The following is a 19,641-nucleotide window of genomic DNA, read 5'->3' on the forward strand; positions in this document are numbered from 1 at the left end:
TCGTATATAAGCGTCAGCGCGCGGCAGCCGCGAGTGATTCCCGGGCGGCGGAGGCGACCGCGTCGGCGGTGAAGCCGAACTCGCGGAAGAGGATCTTCGCGTCGGCCGAGGCACCGAAGTGCTCCAGCGACACGATGCGGCCGGCGTCGCCCACGAAACGGTGCCAGGTCAGGCCGATGCCCGCCTCGACCGCCACGCGCGCCTTCACGGAAGGCGGCAGCACGCTGTCCTTGTACGCCTGGTCCTGCTCGTCGAACCACTCGACCGACGGCATCGACACGACCCGCGTCGGCACGCCCGCGGCCTGAAGCTGCTCACGCGCCTCCACGGCGAGCTGCACCTCGGAGCCGGTACCGATCAGCACGACCTGCGGGGCGCCGCCCTCGGCCTCGAACAGCACGTAACCGCCCTTGGCGGCCTCGTCGTTGGCCTCGTACGTCGGCACGCCCTGGCGGGTCAGCGCCAGACCGTGCGGGGCGCCCTTGGCGTGGCGCTTGAGGATCTCGCGCCAGGCGATCGCCGTCTCGTTGGCGTCGGCCGGGCGGACGATGTTGAGACCCGGGATGGCGCGCAGCGCGGCCAGGTGCTCCACCGGCTGGTGGGTCGGGCCGTCCTCGCCGAGACCGATCGAGTCGTGCGTCCACACGTAGGTGACCGGGAGCTGCATCAGCGCGGCCAGCCGGACGGCCGGGCGCATGTAGTCCGAGAACACCAGGAAGGTGCCGCCGTAGATACGGGTGTTGCCGTGCAGCGAGATGCCGTTCATCGTCGAGCCCATGGCGTGCTCGCGGATGCCGTAGTGCACCGTGCGGCCGTACGGGTCGGCCTCCGGCAGGGGGTTGCCCGCGGGGAGGAACGACGACGTCTTGTCGATGGTGGTGTTGTTCGAGCCGGCCAGGTCGGCGGAGCCGCCCCACAGCTCGGGGATGATCTCGCCGAGCGCCTGGAGGACCTTGCCGGACGCCGCACGCGTCGCGACGGCCTTCCCGGTCTCGAACGCGGGGAGCTTGTCCTCCCAGCCGGCGGGCAGTTCACCCGCGCGGACCCGGTCGAACGTCGCCGCGCGCTCCGGATTGGCGGTGCGCCAGGCGGCGAACGTCTTCTCCCACTCGCCGCGCGCCTCACGGCCGCGGTCGAGGGCCTCACGGGTGTGCGTGATGACCTCGTCGGAGACCTCGAAGGACTTCTCGGGGTCGAAGCCGAGCACCTTCTTCGTGGCGGCGACCTCTTCGGCGCCGAGCGCCGAGCCGTGCGCGGCCTCGGTGTTCTGCGCGTGCGGGGCGGGCCAGGCGATGATCGACCGGGCCGCGATGAACGAGGGGCGGTCGGTCACGGCCTTGGCCGCCACCAGCGCCTCGTACAGTCCCCGCGGGTCGAGGTCGCCGTCGGGCGACTGCGCGACGCGCTGGACGTGCCAGCCGTACGCCTCGTACCGCTTGAGGGTGTCCTCGGAGACCGCGGTCTCCGTGTCGCCCTCGATGGAGATGTGGTTGTCGTCCCAGAGCAGGACGAGATTGCCCAGCTTCTGGTGGCCGGCCAGCGAGGACGCCTCCGCGGAGATGCCCTCCTGGAGGCAGCCGTCACCGGCGATCACATAGATCATGTGGTCGAACGGCGACGTGCCGGGAGCGGCTTCCGGGTCGTACAGGCCGCGCTCGTAGCGGGCGGCCATGGCCATGCCCACCGCGTTGGCGACGCCCTGGCCGAGCGGGCCCGTCGTGGTCTCCACGCCGACCGTGTGTCCGTACTCCGGGTGGCCCGGGGTCTTCGAACCCCAGGTGCGGAAGGACTCCAGGTCGCTCAGCTCCAGGCCGTATCCGGCCAGGTAGAGCTGGGTGTAGAGCGTCAACGACGAGTGGCCCGCCGAGAGGACGAACCGGTCACGGCCCGTCCACTGGGCGTCGGCCGGGTCGTGCCGCATGAGCTTCTGGAAGAGCAGATACGCGGCGGGAGCCAGGCTCATGGCCGTACCCGGATGGCCGTTGCCGACCTTCTGTACGGAATCCATGGCCAGGACGCGGGCGGTGTCAACGGCCCGGCGGTCCACATCGGTCCACTCGAGGTCTGTTGTGGTCGGCTTGGTGCTCACCCTGAGTCAGGGCTCCTCTCCACATGTTCGAATTCCGGTGTCTGAGGGCGCACCGGTTCGCTGTTCGTTGTCGAGCCTACCCGCAGCGTCTGACATCTTTCCGAGTGCGTTTCCAGGGTGCGGTGCGTGCGGGGACTTCGCCTCTCGGCAGGCTCTCGGCAGGGTGTACGGGCCGTGTCGGGACGGCGTTCAACACGAGTCCCGGGGACCCGACCCCGGCGGCGATCGGCATGGGGGCAACGTCTACAGTGGCGTGGTACGCGCAGGTCTTTACCGGGACTTAACGCCGGTGGCCTGCTGGAATTTCTCTGTCAGGGGTGTACGTGACGGCCGTCGAGTCCCGACCCGCAGGGGTCGTCCTGACTCCGAGCTCGGGTGGCCATCGGCCGTTCGGGGCCCGCGTCAAAGCGTTCGTGGCGCTGACCAAGCCGCGGATCATCGAACTACTGCTCATCACCACCGTGCCGGTGATGTTCCTGGCCGAGCGGGGCGTGCCGGACCTGTGGCTGGTGCTCACCACCTGTATCGGCGGCTATCTCTCCGCCGGTGGCGCCAACGCGCTGAACATGTATATCGACCGTGATATCGACGCCCTGATGGACCGCACGTCCCAGCGTCCCCTGGTCACGGGAATGGTCTCGCCGCGCGAAAGCCTGTTCTTCGGCATCACGCTCGCCGTGGGCTCGACCCTCTGGCTCGGCTACCTGGTCAACTGGTTCTCCGCCTGGCTCGCGCTCGGCGCGCTGCTCTTCTATGTCGTCGTCTACACGATGATCCTCAAGAGGCGCACCTCGCAGAACATCGTCTGGGGCGGTATCGCTGGCTGTATGCCGGTGCTGATCGGCTGGTCGTCCGTCACCGACTCGCTGTCCTGGGCCGCCGTCATCCTCTTCCTGGTGATGTTCTTCTGGACGCCGCCGCACTACTGGCCGCTGTCCATGAAGGTGAAGGACGACTACGCGCGCGTGGGCGTGCCGATGCTCCCCGTCGTCGCCGGAAACCGCGTGGTGGCCAAGCAGATCGTCCTCTACAGCTGGGTGATGGTCGCCGTCTCGCTGCTGCTCACCCCTCTGGGGTACACGGGCTGGTTCTACACGGCCGTGGCCCTGCTGGCCGGCGGCTTCTGGCTCTGGGAGGCGCACGGCCTCCAGGCCCGCGCGAAGGCCGGCCTGGAGGGCGCCAAGCTCAAGGAGATGCGCCTGTTCCACTGGTCCATCACCTATGTGTCGCTGGTCTTCGTAGCTGTGGCAGTGGACCCCTTCCTGCGCTAGGCCGTGGGCACCTGTCGCCATGTCGGACTACCCGTCGGTAGCATCCTGTTCATGGCAGAGACCGAGCAGGTGGACACCGAGCAGGTGGACAAGGACCAGAACGCCCCCGACGGCGGGGCCGGCCGGGACGGCGACGACCGGGCCCGCGCCCGGCGCGAGGCCCGCGACCGGCGCCGGACGGCGAGGACCGCCAAGCGGATCGGCGCCTTCGCCCGCGCGCACGGCGGCGCCGAGGGACAGCTCGCCCACCTGGGGCAGGCCGGCACCCGTATCGTCCTCGTCGGCGAGGACGGCGCGTGGGGCGATCTCGTCGCCCCCACCCACGACATCGCGCGTGGCGCGGCCGAGCTGGCGGGCCTTACGCTCCACGAGTCCTTCGACGGTGAGTTCGCCGCCAAGGTGCGCACAGGACCGTACGAATGGAACCGGATGGCCGGACTCCAGATCGGTGGCCGCCAGAGCGCCTGAGGCGCCGGCACCGCCACCCGACCGGTGTTCACCCGTTAGGACTTCAGGAGAAGACCGGCCGACGAGCGGCCGGCGGTCCACGGTCCACGACGGGAATCCCGATGATCGAAACAGCGTCCCTGGTGGACCAGCACTGCCACGGCGTGCTCCGTACGGAACTGGGCCTCGGCACCTTCGAGACCCGGCTCGGCGCGCCGGCGGCGGGGCGGTCCGCCGCCGGCACCACCCTCTTCGACACCCAACTGGGCTTCGCGGTACGGCGCTGGTGCCCGCCGCTGCTCGGCCTCGAACCGCACTGCCCGCCCGCCCGCTATCTGGCGCGCCGCCGGGAACTCGGCGCGCTGGAGGCCGCCCGGCGGTTGCTGCGCGCCACCGGGATCACCACCTATCTGGTGGACTCGGGCGCGGGTGAGGGCGGTGAGGGTACGGACGACCTGGCCGGGCCCGAGGAGATGGCGTCGCTGGGCGCGGCCGGGGCCCACCGGATCGTCCGGCTCGAACGGCTCGCGGAACGCGTCGCGGATGTCTCGGGCGGGGCGGGCACCTTCCTCGCGGGCCTGGCCGAGACCGTCCACACCGAGGCGGCCACGGCCGTCGCCTTCAGCTGCGCGAGCGGTACGGGAGCTACGGGCGGTGCGGGTGGTAAAGGCGAAACGGGCGGTACGAGCGGTACGGGCGGTACGGAGTTCGCGCCGGAGCCGCCCGCGCCCGGCGCCGTCCGGGGCGCCGCCGCGCGCTGGCTTTCCGGGCGCCGCGCCGGGGGAGCGCTCACCGACCCCTTACTGGTGCGCCATCTGCTCTGGACGGCGATCGCCACCGGACGCCCGCTGCAACTGCTCCCGGACGGCGCCGATCCCACGGCGCTCACCGGCTTCGCGGCGGCCACGGCCGGGCTCGGCACCGACCTCGTCCTGCTCGACCCCTATCCGTACCACCGGCAGGCCGCCCGGCTGTCGGGCCTCTTCCCGCATGTGTACGCGGACCTCGGGCCCGCCCTCGCCCGGACCGGGCCCGGGGCCGCGGCCGTACTGGCGCAGAGCCTGGAGACCGCGCCGTTCGGGAAGCTGCTGTTCTCCAGCGGCGCGCGCGGACTGCCCGAACTCCAGGTGGTCGCGGTGCGCGGATTCGCCGAGGCGGCGGACCGGGTCCTCGGCGGCTGGGTCGCCGAGGGCGCCTGGTCGGCCGGGGACGCGCGGCGCGTCGCCGGGCTGATCGCCGGGGGCAACGCCCGCCGCGTGTACGGACTTCCGCCCGCCGGCGGCTGACCGGCGGGCGGAAGAAGTCCTCCGGAACTCCGGACTCAGACGGTCGAGGCCGAGAGCGTGGGGTCCGGCTGCGCGGGGATCGTGGCCGCCGTGTGGGGGCGCTCGCGGGTGCTCATCGCCACCCGCAGCACCGCGATCCACACCAGGCAGGAGCCCAACATATGGCTGCCGACCAGGACTTCCGGGGTGTCCGTGAAGTACTGCACATAACCGATGGCGCCCTGAGCGAGCAGCACCAGCACCAGATCGCGGGCGCGCGCCCGGGTGTCGGCCGGCGCGTCCACCACCCGCAGCACCAGCCACATGGCCACCGCCAGCGCGCAGACGACCCACGCGAACACCGCGTGCACATGCGCGACGGTCACATAGTCGAACGGCATCCTCGGCACCTCGCTGCTGTCGCCCGCGTGCCGGCCAGAACCCGTCACCGTCGTACCGGCCGCGATCAGCACCACCGAGGAGATGATCAGCGCCCAGGACAGCTTGCGCACCGGGCGCGGCACGCGCGGGCGGGGGGCGCCGTCGCCCTCGCCGGTACGCAGCCAGGTGAGGGTGGTGACGGTGAGCAGCGCGCTGGCGAGGAGGAAGTGCCCCGCCACGGTCCAGGGGTTCAGCTCCGTCAGTACGGTGATACCGCCGATGATGCCGTTGGCCATCACCAGCCAGAACTGCGACCAGGCGAGCCGGGTCAGTCCGGGACGCCCGGGCTTCGCGGAGCGCGCCGCGATGATCGCCCAGCCGACCGCCGCGCACAGTACGTACGTCAGCATCCGGTTGCCGAACTCGATCGCGCCGTGCAGCCCCTGCTCCGGGGTGGCGATCAGGCTGTCGTCCGTGCACTTGGGCCAGGTGTCGCAGCCGAGACCGGAACCGGTCAGCCGCACCGCGCCGCCGGTCACGACGATCAGCACGCTCATCACGACGGCGCTGAGGGCGGCGCGCCGGACGATACGGGGTGACGGCGTCCAGCGCTGGGCGATATACGCGAGGGGTGTCAACACGGCCTCTATCGTAGGACGGAGCTTGTGCAGGATTTCACGAGGGGCACGTATGCGGCGTTACGGCACGCCAAGGCCGTAACCGAGGCCCGGACGCAGTCACTCCCAGCCGTCACTCCCAGCGGAAGAACCGGCCGGCCGCGGCCAGTCCGGGCACCGCCCACAGGACGAGGATCCCCAGCTCGCGCCACGGCATCGCCGCGCCGTGCTGGAGCACGTCCCGCAGCCCCTCCGAGAGCGCCGAGATCGGCAGCAGACCGAGAACCGAGGCCGCCGCGTCCGGGAACTTGTCCAGAGGTACGACCACCCCGCCGCCCATCAGGAGCAGCAGGAAGACCAGGTTCGCGGCGGCCAGGGTCGCCTCCGCGCGGAGCGTGCCCGCCATCAGCAGGCCGATTCCGGAGAACGCGGCCGTGCCGAGCACGAGCAGCAGGAGTACGGCGACGGGGTTGCCGTGCGGCGACCAGCCCAGCGCGAGCGCGATCACCGCCAGCAGCACGATCTGGAACACCTCGGTGACCAGTACGGAGAACGACTTCGCGGTCATCAGGGCCCAGCGCGGCAGCGGCGACACCGCGAGCCGCTTGAGCACCCCGTACCGCCGTTCGAAGCCGGTGGCGATGGCCTGGCCGGTGAACGCCGTGGACATGACCGCCAGCGCGAGGATGCCGGGCGCGAGGAAGTCGACGGCCTCGCCCGCGCCGGTGTCCACGATGTCCACGGTCGAGAAGAGCACCAGCAGCAGGGACGGAATGATCACGGTGAGCAGCAGCTGTTCGCCGTTGCGCAGCAGCAGCTTCGTCTCGAACGCGGTCTGTGCCGCGATCATGCGGAGCAGCGGGGCCGCCCCGGGCGCCGGGGCGTACGTACCGGCGCCTGTGTGGGTCCCTGTGCTCACGAACGCAGCTCCTTGCCGGTCAGTTCGAGGAAGACGTCCTCCAGCGTGCGCCGCTCGACGGAGATCCCGTCCGCCATCACCCCGTGCTGCGCGCACCAGGACGCGACGGTGGCCAGCAGTTGCGGGTCGATCCCGCCGCTGATCCGGTACAGCCCCGGCGTCAGCTCGGCGGCGGCGGTGCCGTCGGGCAGCGCCTTGAGCAGCGAGCCGAGGTCGAGACCGGCGCGCCCGGTGAAGCGCAGGGTGTTCTCGGCGCCGCCCCGGCACAGCTCCTCGGGGCTGCCCTGGGCGATGACCCGGCCCGCGTCGATGATCACGACATCGTCGGCCAGGGCCTCGGCCTCGTCCATGAAGTGCGTGGTGAGGACGGTGCCGACGCCGTCGGCGCGCAGTTCGCGGACCAGCTCCCAGGTGGAGCGGCGGGCCTGCGGGTCGAGCCCGGCGGTCGGCTCGTCCAGGAAGACCAGCTCGGGGCGGCCGACCACGGCCAGCGCCAGCGCGAGGCGCTGCTGCTGGCCGCCGGAGAGCCGCCGGTAGGTGGTACGGCCGCAGCTGCCGAGGCCGAGCCGTTCGATCAGCGTGTCCACGTCGAGCGGGTGGGCGTGCAGCCGTGCCATGTGGCGGAGCATCTCGTCGGCGCGCGCGCCGGAGTACACGCCCCCGGACTGGAGCATCACGCCGATGCGCGGGCGGAGCCGGGCGGCGTCGGCGACCGGGTCGAGCCCCAGGACCCGTACGGTCCCGGCGTCCGGACGGCGGTAGCCCTCGCAGATTTCGACGGTGGTGGTCTTGCCGGCGCCGTTGGGACCGAGGACGGCCGTGACCGTACCGGCGCGTACCACCAGGTCGAGGCCGTCGACCGCGGTCTTGGTCCCGTACCGCTTCACCAGCCCCCGTACCTCTACGAGACTGTCGGGCGGGGAGCCACCCGGGGAGACCGTTTTTTGCATGTCCGGAAGTCTAGGCAGCCGCCGCGCGGCCCGGGCCCGGCGGGGTGAGAAAGCCCGTGGGGCGCCTGCCGAAGGCCCGCTTCCCACCTATTTCTTAGGTAACCCTTAGTGACGAAGGGCACCGTTGCCCAAGCGGGACGGTGGTTGTCACCGCCGACGGAATTACGCAACAATGGCGTTGTGAAATACGTTGGCGAGGCTCCTCCGGAGGAACTCGCGACCGGCGAGCACTCCACTCGCAACCGGGTCGCGCGCTCCATCCTGGACCACGGCCCGTCCACCGTCACCGAGCTGGCAGGACGTCTCGGGCTCACCCCCGCGGCCGTCCGCCGCCACCTCGACGCCCTGGCCGCCGATTCCATGGTGGAGCCGCGCGACCAGCGGGTCCACGGCTCGCGCGGGCGCGGACGGCCCGCCAAGGCGTTCGCCCTGACCGACTGCGGCCGGGACGCCTTCGACCAGTCCTACGACCAGCTCGCCGCCGACGCCCTGCGCTGGATCGCCACCGCGGCCGGCGGCGGGGAGCGCGGCGAGGCCGCCGTGGCCGCCTTCGCCCGGGCCCGTATCGCCGACCAGGGCGCCGCCTACCGCAGGGCCGTGGAGAGCGCGGAGACCGACGGCGGGCGGCTGACCGAGGCACTTGCCGCGGCGCTGAGCGCGGACGGGTACGCTGCTACGGCTCGTAGCGCGCCGAACCAGCAGGGCGAACAGCTCTGCCAGCACCACTGCCCGGTCGCGCACGTAGCCGCGCAGTTCCCCCAGCTGTGCGAGGCGGAGACGGAATTCTTCTCCGAGTTGCTCGGGACCCATGTGCAGCGGCTGGCCACCATCGCCCATGGTGACGGCGTCTGCACGACCTTCATCCCCGGGGCGACCGCACAGCACGCCGCACCACCCCCACAGACCACCCATCACGCTTCTGAAAGCACAGCCGGGAGGAACCCCGCATGACGCTCCCCACGGAGACTGCCCACCCTGAGCTCGATGGCCTGGGCACGTACGAATTCGGCTGGGCCGACTCCGACGCAGCCGGTGCCACGGCCAAGCGCGGCCTCTCCGAGGCTGTCGTCCGCGACATCTCGGCGAAGAAGAACGAGCCGGAGTGGATGCTGAAGCTGCGGCTCAAGGGCCTGCGGCTGTTCGACAAGAAGCCCATGCCGAGCTGGGGCTCCGACCTGTCGGGGATCCACTTCGACAACATCAAGTACTTCGTACGCTCCACCGAGAAGCAGGCCACTTCGTGGGAGGAGCTGCCGGAGGACATCAAGAACACGTACGACAAGCTCGGCATCCCGGAGGCGGAGAAGCAGCGCCTGGTCGCCGGTGTCGCCGCGCAGTACGAGTCCGAGGTGGTCTACCACCAGATCCGCGAGGACCTGGAGGAGAAGGGTGTCATCTTCCAGGACACCGACACCGCGCTCAAGGAGCACCCCGAGCTGTTCCAGGAGTACTTCGGCACGGTGATCCCGGTCGGCGACAACAAGTTCGCCTCCCTGAACACCTCCGTGTGGTCCGGCGGCTCGTTCATCTACGTGCCGAAGGGCGTGCACGTCGACATCCCGCTCCAGGCCTACTTCCGTATCAACACGGAGAACATGGGCCAGTTCGAGCGGACGCTGATCATCGTCGACGAGGACGCCTACGTCCACTACGTCGAGGGCTGTACCGCCCCGATCTACTCCTCGGACTCGCTGCACAGCGCCGTCGTCGAGATCATCGTCAAGAAGGGCGGCCGCTGCCGCTACACGACCATCCAGAACTGGTCGAACAACGTCTACAACCTGGTGACCAAGCGCGCCGTCGCCTACGAGGGCGCGACGATGGAGTGGGTCGACGGCAACATCGGCTCCAAGGTCACCATGAAGTACCCGGCGATCTACCTGATGGGCGAGCACGCCAAGGGCGAGACCCTGTCCATCGCCTTCGCGGGCGAGGGCCAGCACCAGGACGCCGGCGCCAAGATGGTCCACATGGCCCCGAACACCTCGTCGAACATCATCTCCAAGTCGGTGGCGCGCGGTGGCGGCCGTACCTCGTACCGCGGTCTGATCGAGATCGCCGAGGGCGCCGAGGGCTCCAAGTCCAATGTGCTCTGCGACGCGCTGCTGGTCGACACCATCTCGCGCTCCGACACCTACCCGTACGTCGACGTCCGCGAGGACGACGTCTCCATGGGCCACGAGGCGACCGTCTCCAAGGTCTCCGAGGACCAGCTCTTCTACCTGATGAGCCGCGGCATGACCGAGTTCGAGGCCATGGCGATGATCGTGCGCGGCTTCGTCGAGCCGATCGCGAAGGAGCTGCCCATGGAGTACGCCCTGGAGCTGAACCGGCTGATCGAGCTGCAGATGGAGGGCTCCGTCGGCTGACCCCGACGGACGGCCGGCTCCCCTCCGGGGCCGGCCGCCCCAGCCCCACCGGCGGCCGCCGGAACCCCCCGGCCGCGCCCGCATTTCCTACGCAGAGGCAGAGAGAGAGCACGACGACAGCCATGGCTGAGGCTCAGAACATTCCGGCGGGTTCCACCACCGCCGGTTCGATCGCGGTGGCCGCCGAGTCGACCGTCGCCACGCGCATGAGCGCGCCCCCGTCCTTCGACGTCGCGGACTTCCCCGTCCCGCACGGCCGCGAGGAGGAGTGGCGGTTCACCCCGCTGGAGCGGCTGCGCGGGCTGCACGACGGCACGGCCGTCGCGGCCGACGGCGTCACGGTCGAGGTGACCGCGCCCGAGGGCGTCGTCGTCGAGACCGTCGGCCGCGACGACGCGCGCGTCGGCCGGGCCGGTACGCCGGTGGACCGGGTCGCCGCCCAGGCGTACTCCTCGTTCGAGAAGGCGTCCGTCATCTCCGTACCCAAGGAGACGGTGGTCACCGAGCCGATCAGGATCGCCGTGCACGGCGACGGCGGCGTCTCCTACGGCCAGCAGATCATCGAACTCGGAGCCTTCGCCGAGGCCGTCGTGGTCATCGACCACACCGGCGACGCGGTCGTCGCGGCCAACGTCGACTACCTCATCGGCGACGGCGCCAAGCTCACCGTCGTCTCCGTACAGGACTGGGACGACAAGGCCGTCCACGTCGCCCAGCACAACGCGCTGGTCGGCCGCGACGCCTCGTTCAAGTCGATCGTCGTCACCTTCGGCGGCGACCTCGTACGGCTCCAGCCGCGCGTGCAGTACGCGGCGCCCGGCGGCGAGGCCGAGCTGTTCGGCCTCTACTTCACCGACAAGGGCCAGCACCAGGAACACCGGCTCTTCGTCGACCACAACGCCCCGCACTGCAAGTCCGACGCCGCCTACAAGGGCGCGCTCCAGGGCGCCGACGCGCACGCGGTCTGGATCGGTGACGTGCTCATCCGCGCCTCGGCCGAGGGCACCGACACCTACGAGATGAACCGCAACCTCGTCCTCACGGACGGCGCCCGCGTCGACTCCGTACCGAACCTGGAGATCGAGACCGGCGAGATCGCCGGCGCCGGACACGCCTCCGCGACCGGCCGGTTCGACGACGAGCAGCTCTTCTACCTGATGGCGCGCGGTATCCCCGAGACCGAGGCCCGCCGCCTCGTCGTCCGCGGCTTCTTCGCCGAGCTGGTCCAGAAGATCGGACTGCCGGACGTCGAGGAGCGCCTCATGGCCAAGATCGAGTCGGAGCTGGAGGCGGCAGTCTGATGACCTTCGTCCGTGCCTGTGGGCTGAGCGAGCTGGCGGAGGACACCCCCAAGCGGGTGGAACTCGACGGCACGCCCGTCTCCGTCGTCCGCACCGAGGGCGAGGTGTTCGCGATCAACGACATCTGCTCGCACGCGAACGTCTCCCTCTCGGAGGGCGAGGTCGAGGACTGCATGATCGAGTGCTGGCTGCACGGTTCCAGCTTCGACCTCCGTACCGGCAAGCCGTCCGGCCTTCCCGCGACGCGCCCCGTCCCCGTTTACCCCGTAAAGATCGAAGGGGACGATGTGCTCGTCTCCGTCACCCAGGAGTCCTGAGGCACATGGCAACCCTTGAAATCCACGACCTGCACGTCACCGTCGAGGCCGACAACGCCACGAAGGAGATCCTGCGCGGTGTCGACCTCACCGTGAAGCAGGGCGAGACGCACGCCATCATGGGCCCCAACGGCTCGGGCAAGTCGACCCTCGCGTACTCCCTCGCCGGTCACCCGAAGTACACCATCACCGGTGGCACCGTGACCCTGGACGGCGAGAACGTCCTGGAGATGACCGTCGACGAGCGCGCCCGCGCCGGCCTCTTCCTGGCCATGCAGTACCCCGTCGAGGTCCCCGGCGTCTCCGTCTCCAACTTCCTGCGCACCTCGGCCACCGCCGTCCGCGGCGAGGCCCCCAAGCTGCGTACGTGGGTCAAGGAGGTCCGGGAGACCATGGAGCGCCTCCAGATGGACCCCGCCTTCGCCGAGCGCAGCCTCAACGAGGGCTTCTCCGGCGGCGAGAAGAAGCGCCACGAGATCCTCCAGCTCGAACTGCTCAAGCCCAAGATCGCCATCCTCGACGAGACCGACTCCGGCCTCGACGTGGACGCCCTGCGGGTCGTCTCCGAGGGCGTCAACCGCGTCCGCGAGACCGGCGAGGTCGGCACCCTGCTGATCACGCACTACACCCGGATCCTCCGCTACATCAAGCCCGACTTCGTGCATGTCTTCGCCCAGGGCCGCATCGCCGAGTCCGGCGGCGCGGAGCTGGCCGACAAGCTGGAGAACGAGGGCTACGAGGCGTACGCGAAGGGAGGCGTCACCGCGTGACACAGACGCCGGGCCTTCTCCCCACGTCGGACCGTCTCCTCGACGAGGCGCTCCGCAAGGACTTCCCGATTCTCGATCGGGTGATCCACGGCAAGAAGCTCGTGTACCTGGACTCCGCGGCGACCTCGCAGAAGCCGCGCCAGGTGCTCGACGCGCTCGCCGAGTACTACGAGCAGCACAACGCGAATGTCCACCGCGGTGTGTACACCATCGCCGAGGAGGCCACGGCGCTGTACGAGGGCGCCCGCGACAAGGTCGCCGCGTTCATCAACGCGCCCAGCCGCGACGAGGTGATATTCACCAAGAACGCGTCCGAGTCGCTCAACCTCGTGGCCAACATGCTCGGCTTCGCCGACGAGCCCTACCGGGTGGACCACGAGACCGAGATCGTCATCACGGAGATGGAGCACCACTCCAACATCGTGCCGTGGCAGCTGCTCGCGCAGCGCACCGGCGCGAAGCTGAAGTGGTTCGGCATCACCGACGACGGCCGGCTCGACCTGTCGAACATCAACGAGATCATCACCGAGAAGACGAAGATCGTCTCCTTCGTGCTGGTCTCCAACATCCTCGGCACCCAGAACCCGGTCGAGGCGATCGTCCGCCGTGCGCAGGAGGTCGGCGCGCTGGTCTGCGTCGACGCCTCGCAGGCGGCGCCGCACCAGGTGCTCGACGTCCAGGCGCTCCAGGCGGACTTCGTCGCCTTCACCGGCCACAAGATGGTCGGCCCGACCGGCATCGGTGTCCTGTGGGGCCGCCAGGAGCTGCTGGAGGACCTCCCGCCGTTCCTGGGCGGTGGCGAGATGATCGAGACCGTGTCGATGCACTCGTCCACCTACGCCCCGGCGCCGCACAAGTTCGAGGCCGGTACGCCCCCGATCGCCCAGGCCGTCGGCCTCGGCGCGGCCGTGGACTACCTGTCCGCGATCGGCATGGACAAGATCGCCGAGCATGAGCACGCGATCACCGAGTACGCGGTCAGGCGCCTGCTGGACGTTCCCGACCTGCGGATCATCGGCCCGACGACGGCCGAGGACCGGGGCGCGACGATCTCCTTCACTCTCGGCGACATCCACCCGCACGACGTGGGCCAGGTTCTCGACGAGCAGGGCATCGCCGTCCGGGTCGGCCACCACTGCGCCCGCCCGGTCTGCCTCCGGTACGGAATTCCGGCGACCACGCGAGCGTCTTTCTATCTGTACTCCACTCCGGCCGAGGTCGATGCCCTGGTCGAGGGGCTGGAGCACGTCCGTAATTTCTTCGGATGAGGGTTTGAGGGGCTACTCGTGAAGTTGGATTCGATGTACCAGGACGTCATCCTGGACCACTACAAGCACCCTCACGGGCGCGGTCTGCGGGACGGCGACGCCGAGGTGCACCATGTGAACCCGACATGCGGTGACGAGATCACCCTGCGGGTGCGGTACGAGGGCTCGCGCATCGCGGACGTCTCGTACGAGGGCCAGGGCTGCTCCATCAGCCAGGCCAGCGCCTCCGTACTGAACGAACTGCTGGTCGGCAAGGAACTGGCCGAGGCGCGGAAGATCCAGGGCACCTTCCTGGAGCTGATGCAGTCCCGCGGCCAGATCGAGCCGGACGACGCGATGGAGGAGGTACTGGAGGACGCGGTCGCGTTCGCCGGCGTCTCGAAGTACCCCGCCCGCGTGAAGTGCGCCCTGCTCTCCTGGATGGCCTGGAAGGACGCGACGGCCCAGGCCCTGGGCGACGACTCTTTGAAGGAGACGGCATGAGCGAGAACGACACCGTGACGATGAAGCCCGCCTCCGAGGACGAGGTCCGCGAGGCGCTGTACGACGTGGTCGACCCGGAGCTGGGTATCGACGTCGTCAACCTGGGCCTGATCTACGGCATCCACATCGACGATTCCAATATCGCGACGCTGGACATGACCCTGACGTCGGCGGCCTGTCCGCTGACAGATGTGATCGAGGACCAGGCGAAGTCGGCGACGGACGGCCTGGTCAGCGAACTGAAGATCAACTGGGTCTGGATGCCCCCGTGGGGCCCGGACAAGATCACCGACGACGGCCGCGAGCAGCTGCGCGCGCTGGGCTTCAACGTCTGAGGTGACTGCCGTCCTCGGATGTGTCGCGAGACCCCCACGGTCCTTCCCCGGACCGTGGGGGTCTCGCGTTGAGCGGGTGCCGGAGGTCAACCGCGGTGACGTGCTCCCCGGCGCAGCGAGAACCCGACGAAAGACCAACGGCGGGACGGCCCATGAAGGGGAGTAGTCGGCGCGAAGGCCGCGTCGATAAAGGTGCGTACATCGGCACGGCTCAGGACGAGCGGCGACGACGCGGGACTCCTCGAGTCACGAATGGCCACCTGCCCTTCGAGCGTGGCGAGTTCGGCAACAGTCGTTGTCTCCGCCGCTAAAGCTGCCCGGCGGCCGCCCGGCGCGTACGGTGGCCAATCCCGCTCGAAACCGAGCCTGTTACCCTCGACAGTCGGTCCTTTGCGCTCAGTTGTCGACTACGGGGAGACGAAGGTATGGCGGGAACGGAATCGGCATGGGCGGGCGATCCCACGCCGGGTGGAGCCATGGGGACGCGGCTCAACCAACTGCCCGCAGATCAAGGCGGTACGGGACTCACCGGGCCCTTCGCGCCGGGGGGCCCGCGGGACCTGGCGTCGAGCCCAGCGGAGAAGGCGGCCGCAGCGAAGGCGATTGAGGAGCACATCCAGCCGGACACCCGCGCGTCGGGCGAGTGGGCGGATGAGGAGACGGCCGCTGTCGTCAAGGCGTTCAAGGCCCAGGACGGTCATGGCTGGTTGGCGGCGGCGGCCGTCAGGAAGGCCCACAAGACGTGGGAGAGCCAGGTCAAGGCCCTGATGGACAGACTTGGTTCGGAAAAGGAGGCCCTCCGTATGACGGGAACCCTTCTCCAGGGCGTGGACATTGGTACGGCCGTCAGCCTTCGCTCGTCGGCGCTCAGGAACTACTGAGCTGTACCGCACACCATCGGGAAAGCGATGCCTACGTATCACGAGATCATGAGTACGGACCTCGCCACACTCACCACGGCGGCCGACCGATGGGACGGCATGGCGGGCGAGTTCAAGAAGTGCGAGACGGCGTACAAGGCCGACGTCCACGGGGTGACGCTGGGAGATTCCTGGGTCGGATTGAGTGCAGACGCGGCCAATCGGCGATTCGACCTCACGCTCAAGCAGTTCCGGTCCGCACAGACGGAGGCCAAAGCGATCGCCTCGCTGCTGCGGGACGCCCACGCCAACCTCGTGGACCTGCAGGGTCGGCTCAGGATCGCTCGACAGGAGGCCGTCGAGGCGAAGATGAGGGTCTCGGACCAAGGTGTGGTGACGTACGACAGTACATCGCTCACCGACGGCGAGAGGAACGCTCTGCATCACGACCCCGATTACCAGGAGAGTGTACGCAAAGCCGTCAAGTCCTGGCAGGACCGTATCGACCACGCGGTGAGGGCCGTGGACGATGCTGACAAGGGCATCGAGATCGCCTTCGGGGCCGTCGTGCTCGACTCGGACATCAGCGACGGTACGGGAGGCTCTGGATTCAACGGCAAGGCGCAGGGCGACATCGAGAAGTACGAGGCGGAGAAGGCGGCCGACATCGCGACCCGCCTGAACGCGGGAGAGAGCGTCTCCCCGGCCGATCTCGACGAACTTCAGCGGTCGTTCCGTGATAACTCCGGTGACAAGGCGTACAGCCAGACACTGCTGAACCGCCTGGGCCCCGACGGGGTCATCCAGCTGACCAATTCGCTGAACGGCCTGGCCTACGACTCGGACAAGAGGAACAAGGCGCGGTATCTGGAGCTTCAGGGTGGGCTGGCCAACACCATGGCAACGGCCACGCATGTGCCCGGCTCAGTGAAGGACATGCCGCCAGGCTCGAAGGCGTTCGAGAACTGGCTCGCGAGCGACGACGGTACGTTCTACCGGAAGTGGACGGAACGGCTCGACGCGTACGGGACCAAGAACTACGGGTCCAACACCAATCCGCTCTACGGCTACCAGTCGCTCGCCGGCATGATGGAGCAGAGCGACAAAAAGTTCGACGACCAGTTTCTTTACCAGCTCACCGATGACCTGATTGCCGCCGAGAAGACGCATCCGGGGATCTTCACCGCGTGGGGGCCCGGTCACGACGGAATCAGGGCCGACGCCGTCGACGTGGTCCTCGGCGTCATGAGCCGGAACCCCGACGCGGCCACTGCCTTCTTCGATCCCGCGGGTAATGGTTCCGGCGACAGTCACGTCGACAACAACCACCTTCAGTACCTCGCCGGGAGCGGGGACGACACGCGCGAGTGGCCGAAGCACGTCTTCACCGGCGCCGCAGTCACCCAGATGGACGACCCGCTCAGCCGCACCGGGCTCGGAGCGGCTCTGGAAGCCGCGGCGACCGGCCATGTACCGCTCGCCCCGGGCCAGGAGGCTCTGCCGACCCTTACGCACACACCCGAGCGGACGCGGGTCATGAACGGCATCATCGGCACCCTTGACCAGGGGACCACCACCGAGGTTCACGAGAACTTGCGTACGCCCATCGCCCGGGCCCTCGCCGAGTACACGCCGGACACGCATGAAATCCTCGGCGGCCTCGACGGGGAGTACCCGAAGAACATGGGAGAGGGCTACTTCCACGACGCGAACGACCCCGAGCAGGCGCATCTAGCCACGCCGGTGGACAGCCTGGTTCATGTCATGCGTGGGCTGTCCGAGGACCCGGAGGCCTACGCCACCATGCACAAGGCCGAGTCCCGTTACATAGACGTCGAACTCGCCAAGCTGCCCGAGGGAAGCATGGGTTACTCGGAGAGTGTCCCTGTCTCGAAGGCGGGCGCGGCCCTGGGCGCCTACACCGCCATCCGGGAAGACATGTTCAACGATGAGCGGGCGAGTGCTTACACCGAGGCCGACTGGAAGTCCAAGGTCGCTTATCACGTCATCGGCGGCGCGCTGACTCCTCTGTACGTGACGACCGGAGGCACGACGATCGCCATCGGGGACGCGCTTCAGCGAGGCGTCGACACCTGGGCATGGCAGTGGGGCAACGACATGAAGGCGGACGCGGACGCCAAGGCGAACGAGGGCATCAACGACCGCTTCCTGAGCGCGAACACCCAGATGCAGCTCATGGTGTACGAGTGGGGCGGCGAACGCTACGACATGGACACCGAGCGTGGAAAGGACCAGGTCAGTGGCTTGACCGAGAAGATCATGTCCAGTCACACCACCGGCGTGACCAATGCCAGGGCCTATCTCGCAGGCTGAGAGCCCCGCCCGATGTGGCATGTGAAACAACGATCACCCCTGTTGGCGAAGAAGGATCGATCCCATGGCTGCTTCCCCCTCCCGCCGTACCCGCACCGCCCTGTTGTCGGCCGGTGCCGTGGCACTCGTCGCGGCGGGGGTGGGGACATGGACCTGGACACGTGACGGCGGCGGCAATACGTGCTCGACCCTGCGCGACGACAGCAGGATCCGGACTGTGCTGGGCTCCTCCTACCGTGACGACCTCGACTGCGCGGTCCTCGGGGAGAAGCTCAAGGACTCCGCGACCGGGAGCCGGGAGGGGACACACTCCGTCAAGCAGGCGCGGGCCATGCGTGACATCATCTCGGCGACCGGTGACGCCTTGAAGAGCGACGGCCTCACTCTGGACAGCGCTTTGCGGATGCCACTGGCGGAGATTCTGGTGGACTACACGCCCGACACGCATGAGATCCTCCGACAGCTCGATTTCGATTACGAGAAGCATCTGTCGGACGGTGAGCCGTGGAAGGACGATTCGGGTGTGCGCGTGACGGTGCCGAACGACACCCTTGTGCGCGTCATCCGGGCGATCTCCCAGGACCCCGCCGCCTATGCGGTCATCAGGATCGCCGAGGGACGCCATGCGGCGGGAAAGCTGGTCGCGATTCCCGGTCGAGCGGATGATCTGAAGATAAATCTCGATGCGTGTGGGAATGCGAGAACGCTCGGCTCCCTCGATGGAATCGCGGCCGACACGACGGCCGGACTGTCGAAGGAGAAGAGAACCCGGTGGGAGAACCAGGTGATCGAGGCTCTCTCGGCGCAGGTTTCCTCCTCCGGCATACCGCCCTACAAGACCGATCCCGTAGGGCACGTGACGGAGACCTGGGCGGGGAAACTGCACGTCGGTGAAGTGAAACCCTTCTCCGTGACATTCCGTGCGCAAGCCGTGGAATACGTTAATACCTGGGCGCGATACCGCACGGTGGAACCGGCACTGCTGGATAGTCTCGCGGTGGAGTGCCGGAAGAGCGCCACCAATATGTATGTGGAGACCATGCGCACCCTTGAGAAAAAAATGAACTGATCTCAGGGAAGTGGTCTTGACGTCGGGGCTCAGCGTCGGCGTCAGGACCGGTGAATGAGGCTGGGAGCCTCATTCGAAGGTCTTGAGGGGGTCCTCGCCGCTGGTCCACAGGACGCCGAGCCGCTGGCGGGCCAGGAGCCAGCCGTGCGGGGTGCGGCGGAAGTCCCAGTCGTACGGGCCGCCCATGGCGTAGGGGGAGTTGGCCTTCCCGGGCGCGGTGACGGCGACGAACCACATGTAGCCGATGCCGGTCGCCGGCCACGTCGAAGTGCATGTTGAGGATGTGGTGCTGCCCCCCGGATCATGAGGGCGCGCAGCGCTTCGGCGTCCTCCAGGGCCCGCACTCTGCGGGCCAGGTCGGCGCGGGCCGGCTCGGCGTGGTCGGCGCCTGCCCTTCCCAGGCGGCTCACTGGGCGCTCGCGGTGGGGCGGACGACGATCTCGTTCACGTCGACCTCGGGCGGCTGCGCGAGGGCGTAGGCGATGGCGTCCGCGATGGCTGAGCCTTGATCCACCGACGTGGTCTGAAAGTGATCTTCTGACTGATCCTGAGTCGGTTTCGGGTCGGTGGTTGTGGGCGGGCAGGTGGCATCTGCT

General features: G+C 68.8%; 19 protein-coding genes and 1 pseudogene. 14 read left to right on the forward strand and 6 right to left on the reverse strand.

Translation table 11 applies throughout. The features are described 5' to 3' along the window. Nucleotides 1–13: 13 nt before the first annotated feature. A complete protein-coding gene (gene tkt, locus AB0389_RS26380) occupies nucleotides 14–2,089 on the reverse strand; it encodes a transketolase (protein WP_366397965.1) in 2,076 nt (691 codons plus the stop codon). A gap of 317 nt (nucleotides 2,090–2,406) precedes the next feature. Here tkt and AB0389_RS26385 point away from each other — a divergent pair, with 317 nt between their 5' ends. The 3 genes from AB0389_RS26385 (at nucleotide 2,407) to AB0389_RS26395 (ending at nucleotide 5,093) form a co-directional block, all read left to right on the forward strand. Further along, on the forward strand, nucleotides 2,407–3,360 hold the full coding sequence (locus tag AB0389_RS26385) for a heme o synthase (RefSeq protein WP_366397966.1): 954 nt from the start codon (nucleotides 2,407–2,409) through the stop codon (nucleotides 3,358–3,360). A gap of 51 nt (nucleotides 3,361–3,411) precedes the next feature. Beyond that, the gene (locus AB0389_RS26390; protein ID WP_366397967.1) at nucleotides 3,412–3,828 is read left to right on the forward strand and encodes a hypothetical protein; all 417 of its coding nucleotides are present in this window, start codon (nucleotides 3,412–3,414) and stop codon (nucleotides 3,826–3,828) included. A gap of 101 nt (nucleotides 3,829–3,929) precedes the next feature. Then, the gene (locus tag AB0389_RS26395) at nucleotides 3,930–5,093 is read left to right on the forward strand and encodes an amidohydrolase (RefSeq protein WP_366397968.1); all 1,164 of its coding nucleotides are present in this window, start codon (nucleotides 3,930–3,932) and stop codon (nucleotides 5,091–5,093) included. Nucleotides 5,094–5,128: 35 nt separating this feature from the next. Here the strand turns inward: AB0389_RS26395 and AB0389_RS26400 are convergent, their stop codons facing one another. The 3 genes from AB0389_RS26400 to AB0389_RS26410 form a co-directional block, all read right to left on the reverse strand. Then, nucleotides 5,129–6,124: a COX15/CtaA family protein gene (locus AB0389_RS26400; protein ID WP_366397984.1), complete on the reverse strand. Its 996-nt coding sequence runs from the start codon at nucleotides 6,122–6,124 to the stop codon at nucleotides 5,129–5,131. Between the two features lie 79 nt (nucleotides 6,125–6,203). Beyond that, nucleotides 6,204–6,920: an ABC transporter permease gene (locus AB0389_RS26405; protein WP_366397985.1), complete on the reverse strand. Its 717-nt coding sequence runs from the start codon at nucleotides 6,918–6,920 to the stop codon at nucleotides 6,204–6,206. Between the two features lie 65 nt (nucleotides 6,921–6,985). Further along, nucleotides 6,986–7,939, reverse strand: coding sequence for an ABC transporter ATP-binding protein (locus AB0389_RS26410; protein WP_366397969.1), 954 nt, complete (start codon nucleotides 7,937–7,939; stop codon nucleotides 6,986–6,988). 180 nt (nucleotides 7,940–8,119) lie between these two features. Here AB0389_RS26410 and AB0389_RS26415 point away from each other — a divergent pair, with 180 nt between their 5' ends. From AB0389_RS26415 to AB0389_RS26465, 11 genes are all read left to right on the forward strand, one after another. After that, the gene (locus AB0389_RS26415) at nucleotides 8,120–8,890 is read left to right on the forward strand and encodes an ArsR family transcriptional regulator (RefSeq protein ID WP_366397970.1); all 771 of its coding nucleotides are present in this window, start codon (nucleotides 8,120–8,122) and stop codon (nucleotides 8,888–8,890) included. Beyond that, on the forward strand, nucleotides 8,887–10,308 hold the full coding sequence (sufB, locus tag AB0389_RS26420) for a Fe-S cluster assembly protein SufB (protein ID WP_366397971.1): 1,422 nt from the start codon (nucleotides 8,887–8,889) through the stop codon (nucleotides 10,306–10,308). The genes AB0389_RS26415 and sufB overlap by 4 nt, the downstream gene beginning before the upstream one ends. A 122-nt stretch (nucleotides 10,309–10,430) precedes the next feature. After that, nucleotides 10,431–11,609: a Fe-S cluster assembly protein SufD gene (gene sufD / locus AB0389_RS26425; RefSeq protein WP_366397972.1), complete on the forward strand. Its 1,179-nt coding sequence runs from the start codon at nucleotides 10,431–10,433 to the stop codon at nucleotides 11,607–11,609. Continuing rightward, nucleotides 11,609–11,926, forward strand: a complete 318-nt coding sequence (locus AB0389_RS26430; protein ID WP_366397973.1) for a bifunctional 3-phenylpropionate/cinnamic acid dioxygenase ferredoxin subunit — start codon at nucleotides 11,609–11,611, stop codon at nucleotides 11,924–11,926. The genes sufD and AB0389_RS26430 overlap by 1 nt, the downstream gene beginning before the upstream one ends. Nucleotides 11,927–11,931: 5 nt before the next feature. After that, nucleotides 11,932–12,696, forward strand: coding sequence for a Fe-S cluster assembly ATPase SufC (gene sufC, locus AB0389_RS26435; protein ID WP_366397974.1), 765 nt, complete (start codon nucleotides 11,932–11,934; stop codon nucleotides 12,694–12,696). Then, a complete protein-coding gene (locus tag AB0389_RS26440; protein WP_366397975.1) occupies nucleotides 12,693–13,964 on the forward strand; it encodes a cysteine desulfurase in 1,272 nt (423 codons plus the stop codon). The genes sufC and AB0389_RS26440 overlap by 4 nt, the downstream gene beginning before the upstream one ends. A gap of 18 nt (nucleotides 13,965–13,982) precedes the next feature. Continuing rightward, nucleotides 13,983–14,447, forward strand: a complete 465-nt coding sequence (sufU, locus tag AB0389_RS26445; RefSeq protein WP_366397976.1) for a Fe-S cluster assembly sulfur transfer protein SufU — start codon at nucleotides 13,983–13,985, stop codon at nucleotides 14,445–14,447. Beyond that, on the forward strand, nucleotides 14,444–14,782 hold the full coding sequence (locus AB0389_RS26450) for a metal-sulfur cluster assembly factor (RefSeq protein WP_114658608.1): 339 nt from the start codon (nucleotides 14,444–14,446) through the stop codon (nucleotides 14,780–14,782). Before sufU ends, AB0389_RS26450 begins: the two co-directional genes overlap by 4 nt. A gap of 425 nt (nucleotides 14,783–15,207) precedes the next feature. Next, nucleotides 15,208–15,663 carry a hypothetical protein gene (locus AB0389_RS26455; protein WP_366397977.1) on the forward strand — a complete coding sequence of 152 codons (456 nt, stop codon included), beginning with the start codon at nucleotides 15,208–15,210 and terminating at the stop codon, nucleotides 15,661–15,663. Between the two features lie 48 nt (nucleotides 15,664–15,711). Then, nucleotides 15,712–17,976 carry a hypothetical protein gene (locus AB0389_RS26460; protein ID WP_366397978.1) on the forward strand — a complete coding sequence of 755 codons (2,265 nt, stop codon included), beginning with the start codon at nucleotides 15,712–15,714 and terminating at the stop codon, nucleotides 17,974–17,976. Nucleotides 17,977–18,040: 64 nt separating this feature from the next. Beyond that, a complete protein-coding gene (locus AB0389_RS26465) occupies nucleotides 18,041–19,045 on the forward strand; it encodes a hypothetical protein (RefSeq protein ID WP_366397979.1) in 1,005 nt (334 codons plus the stop codon). 69 nt (nucleotides 19,046–19,114) lie between these two features. Here AB0389_RS26465 and AB0389_RS26470 read toward each other — a convergent pair whose 3' ends face one another. Then, a complete protein-coding gene (locus AB0389_RS26470; protein ID WP_366397980.1) occupies nucleotides 19,115–19,282 on the reverse strand; it encodes a hypothetical protein in 168 nt (55 codons plus the stop codon). A 169-nt stretch (nucleotides 19,283–19,451) separates the two neighbouring features. Further along, nucleotides 19,452–19,641 (reverse strand): annotated as a pseudogene (locus tag AB0389_RS26475) (oxidoreductase); the annotation flags it as partial.

This window comes from Streptomyces sp. NPDC093109 (assembly GCF_040701725.1).
In the GTDB taxonomy this organism is placed as follows: domain Bacteria; phylum Actinomycetota; class Actinomycetes; order Streptomycetales; family Streptomycetaceae; genus Streptomyces.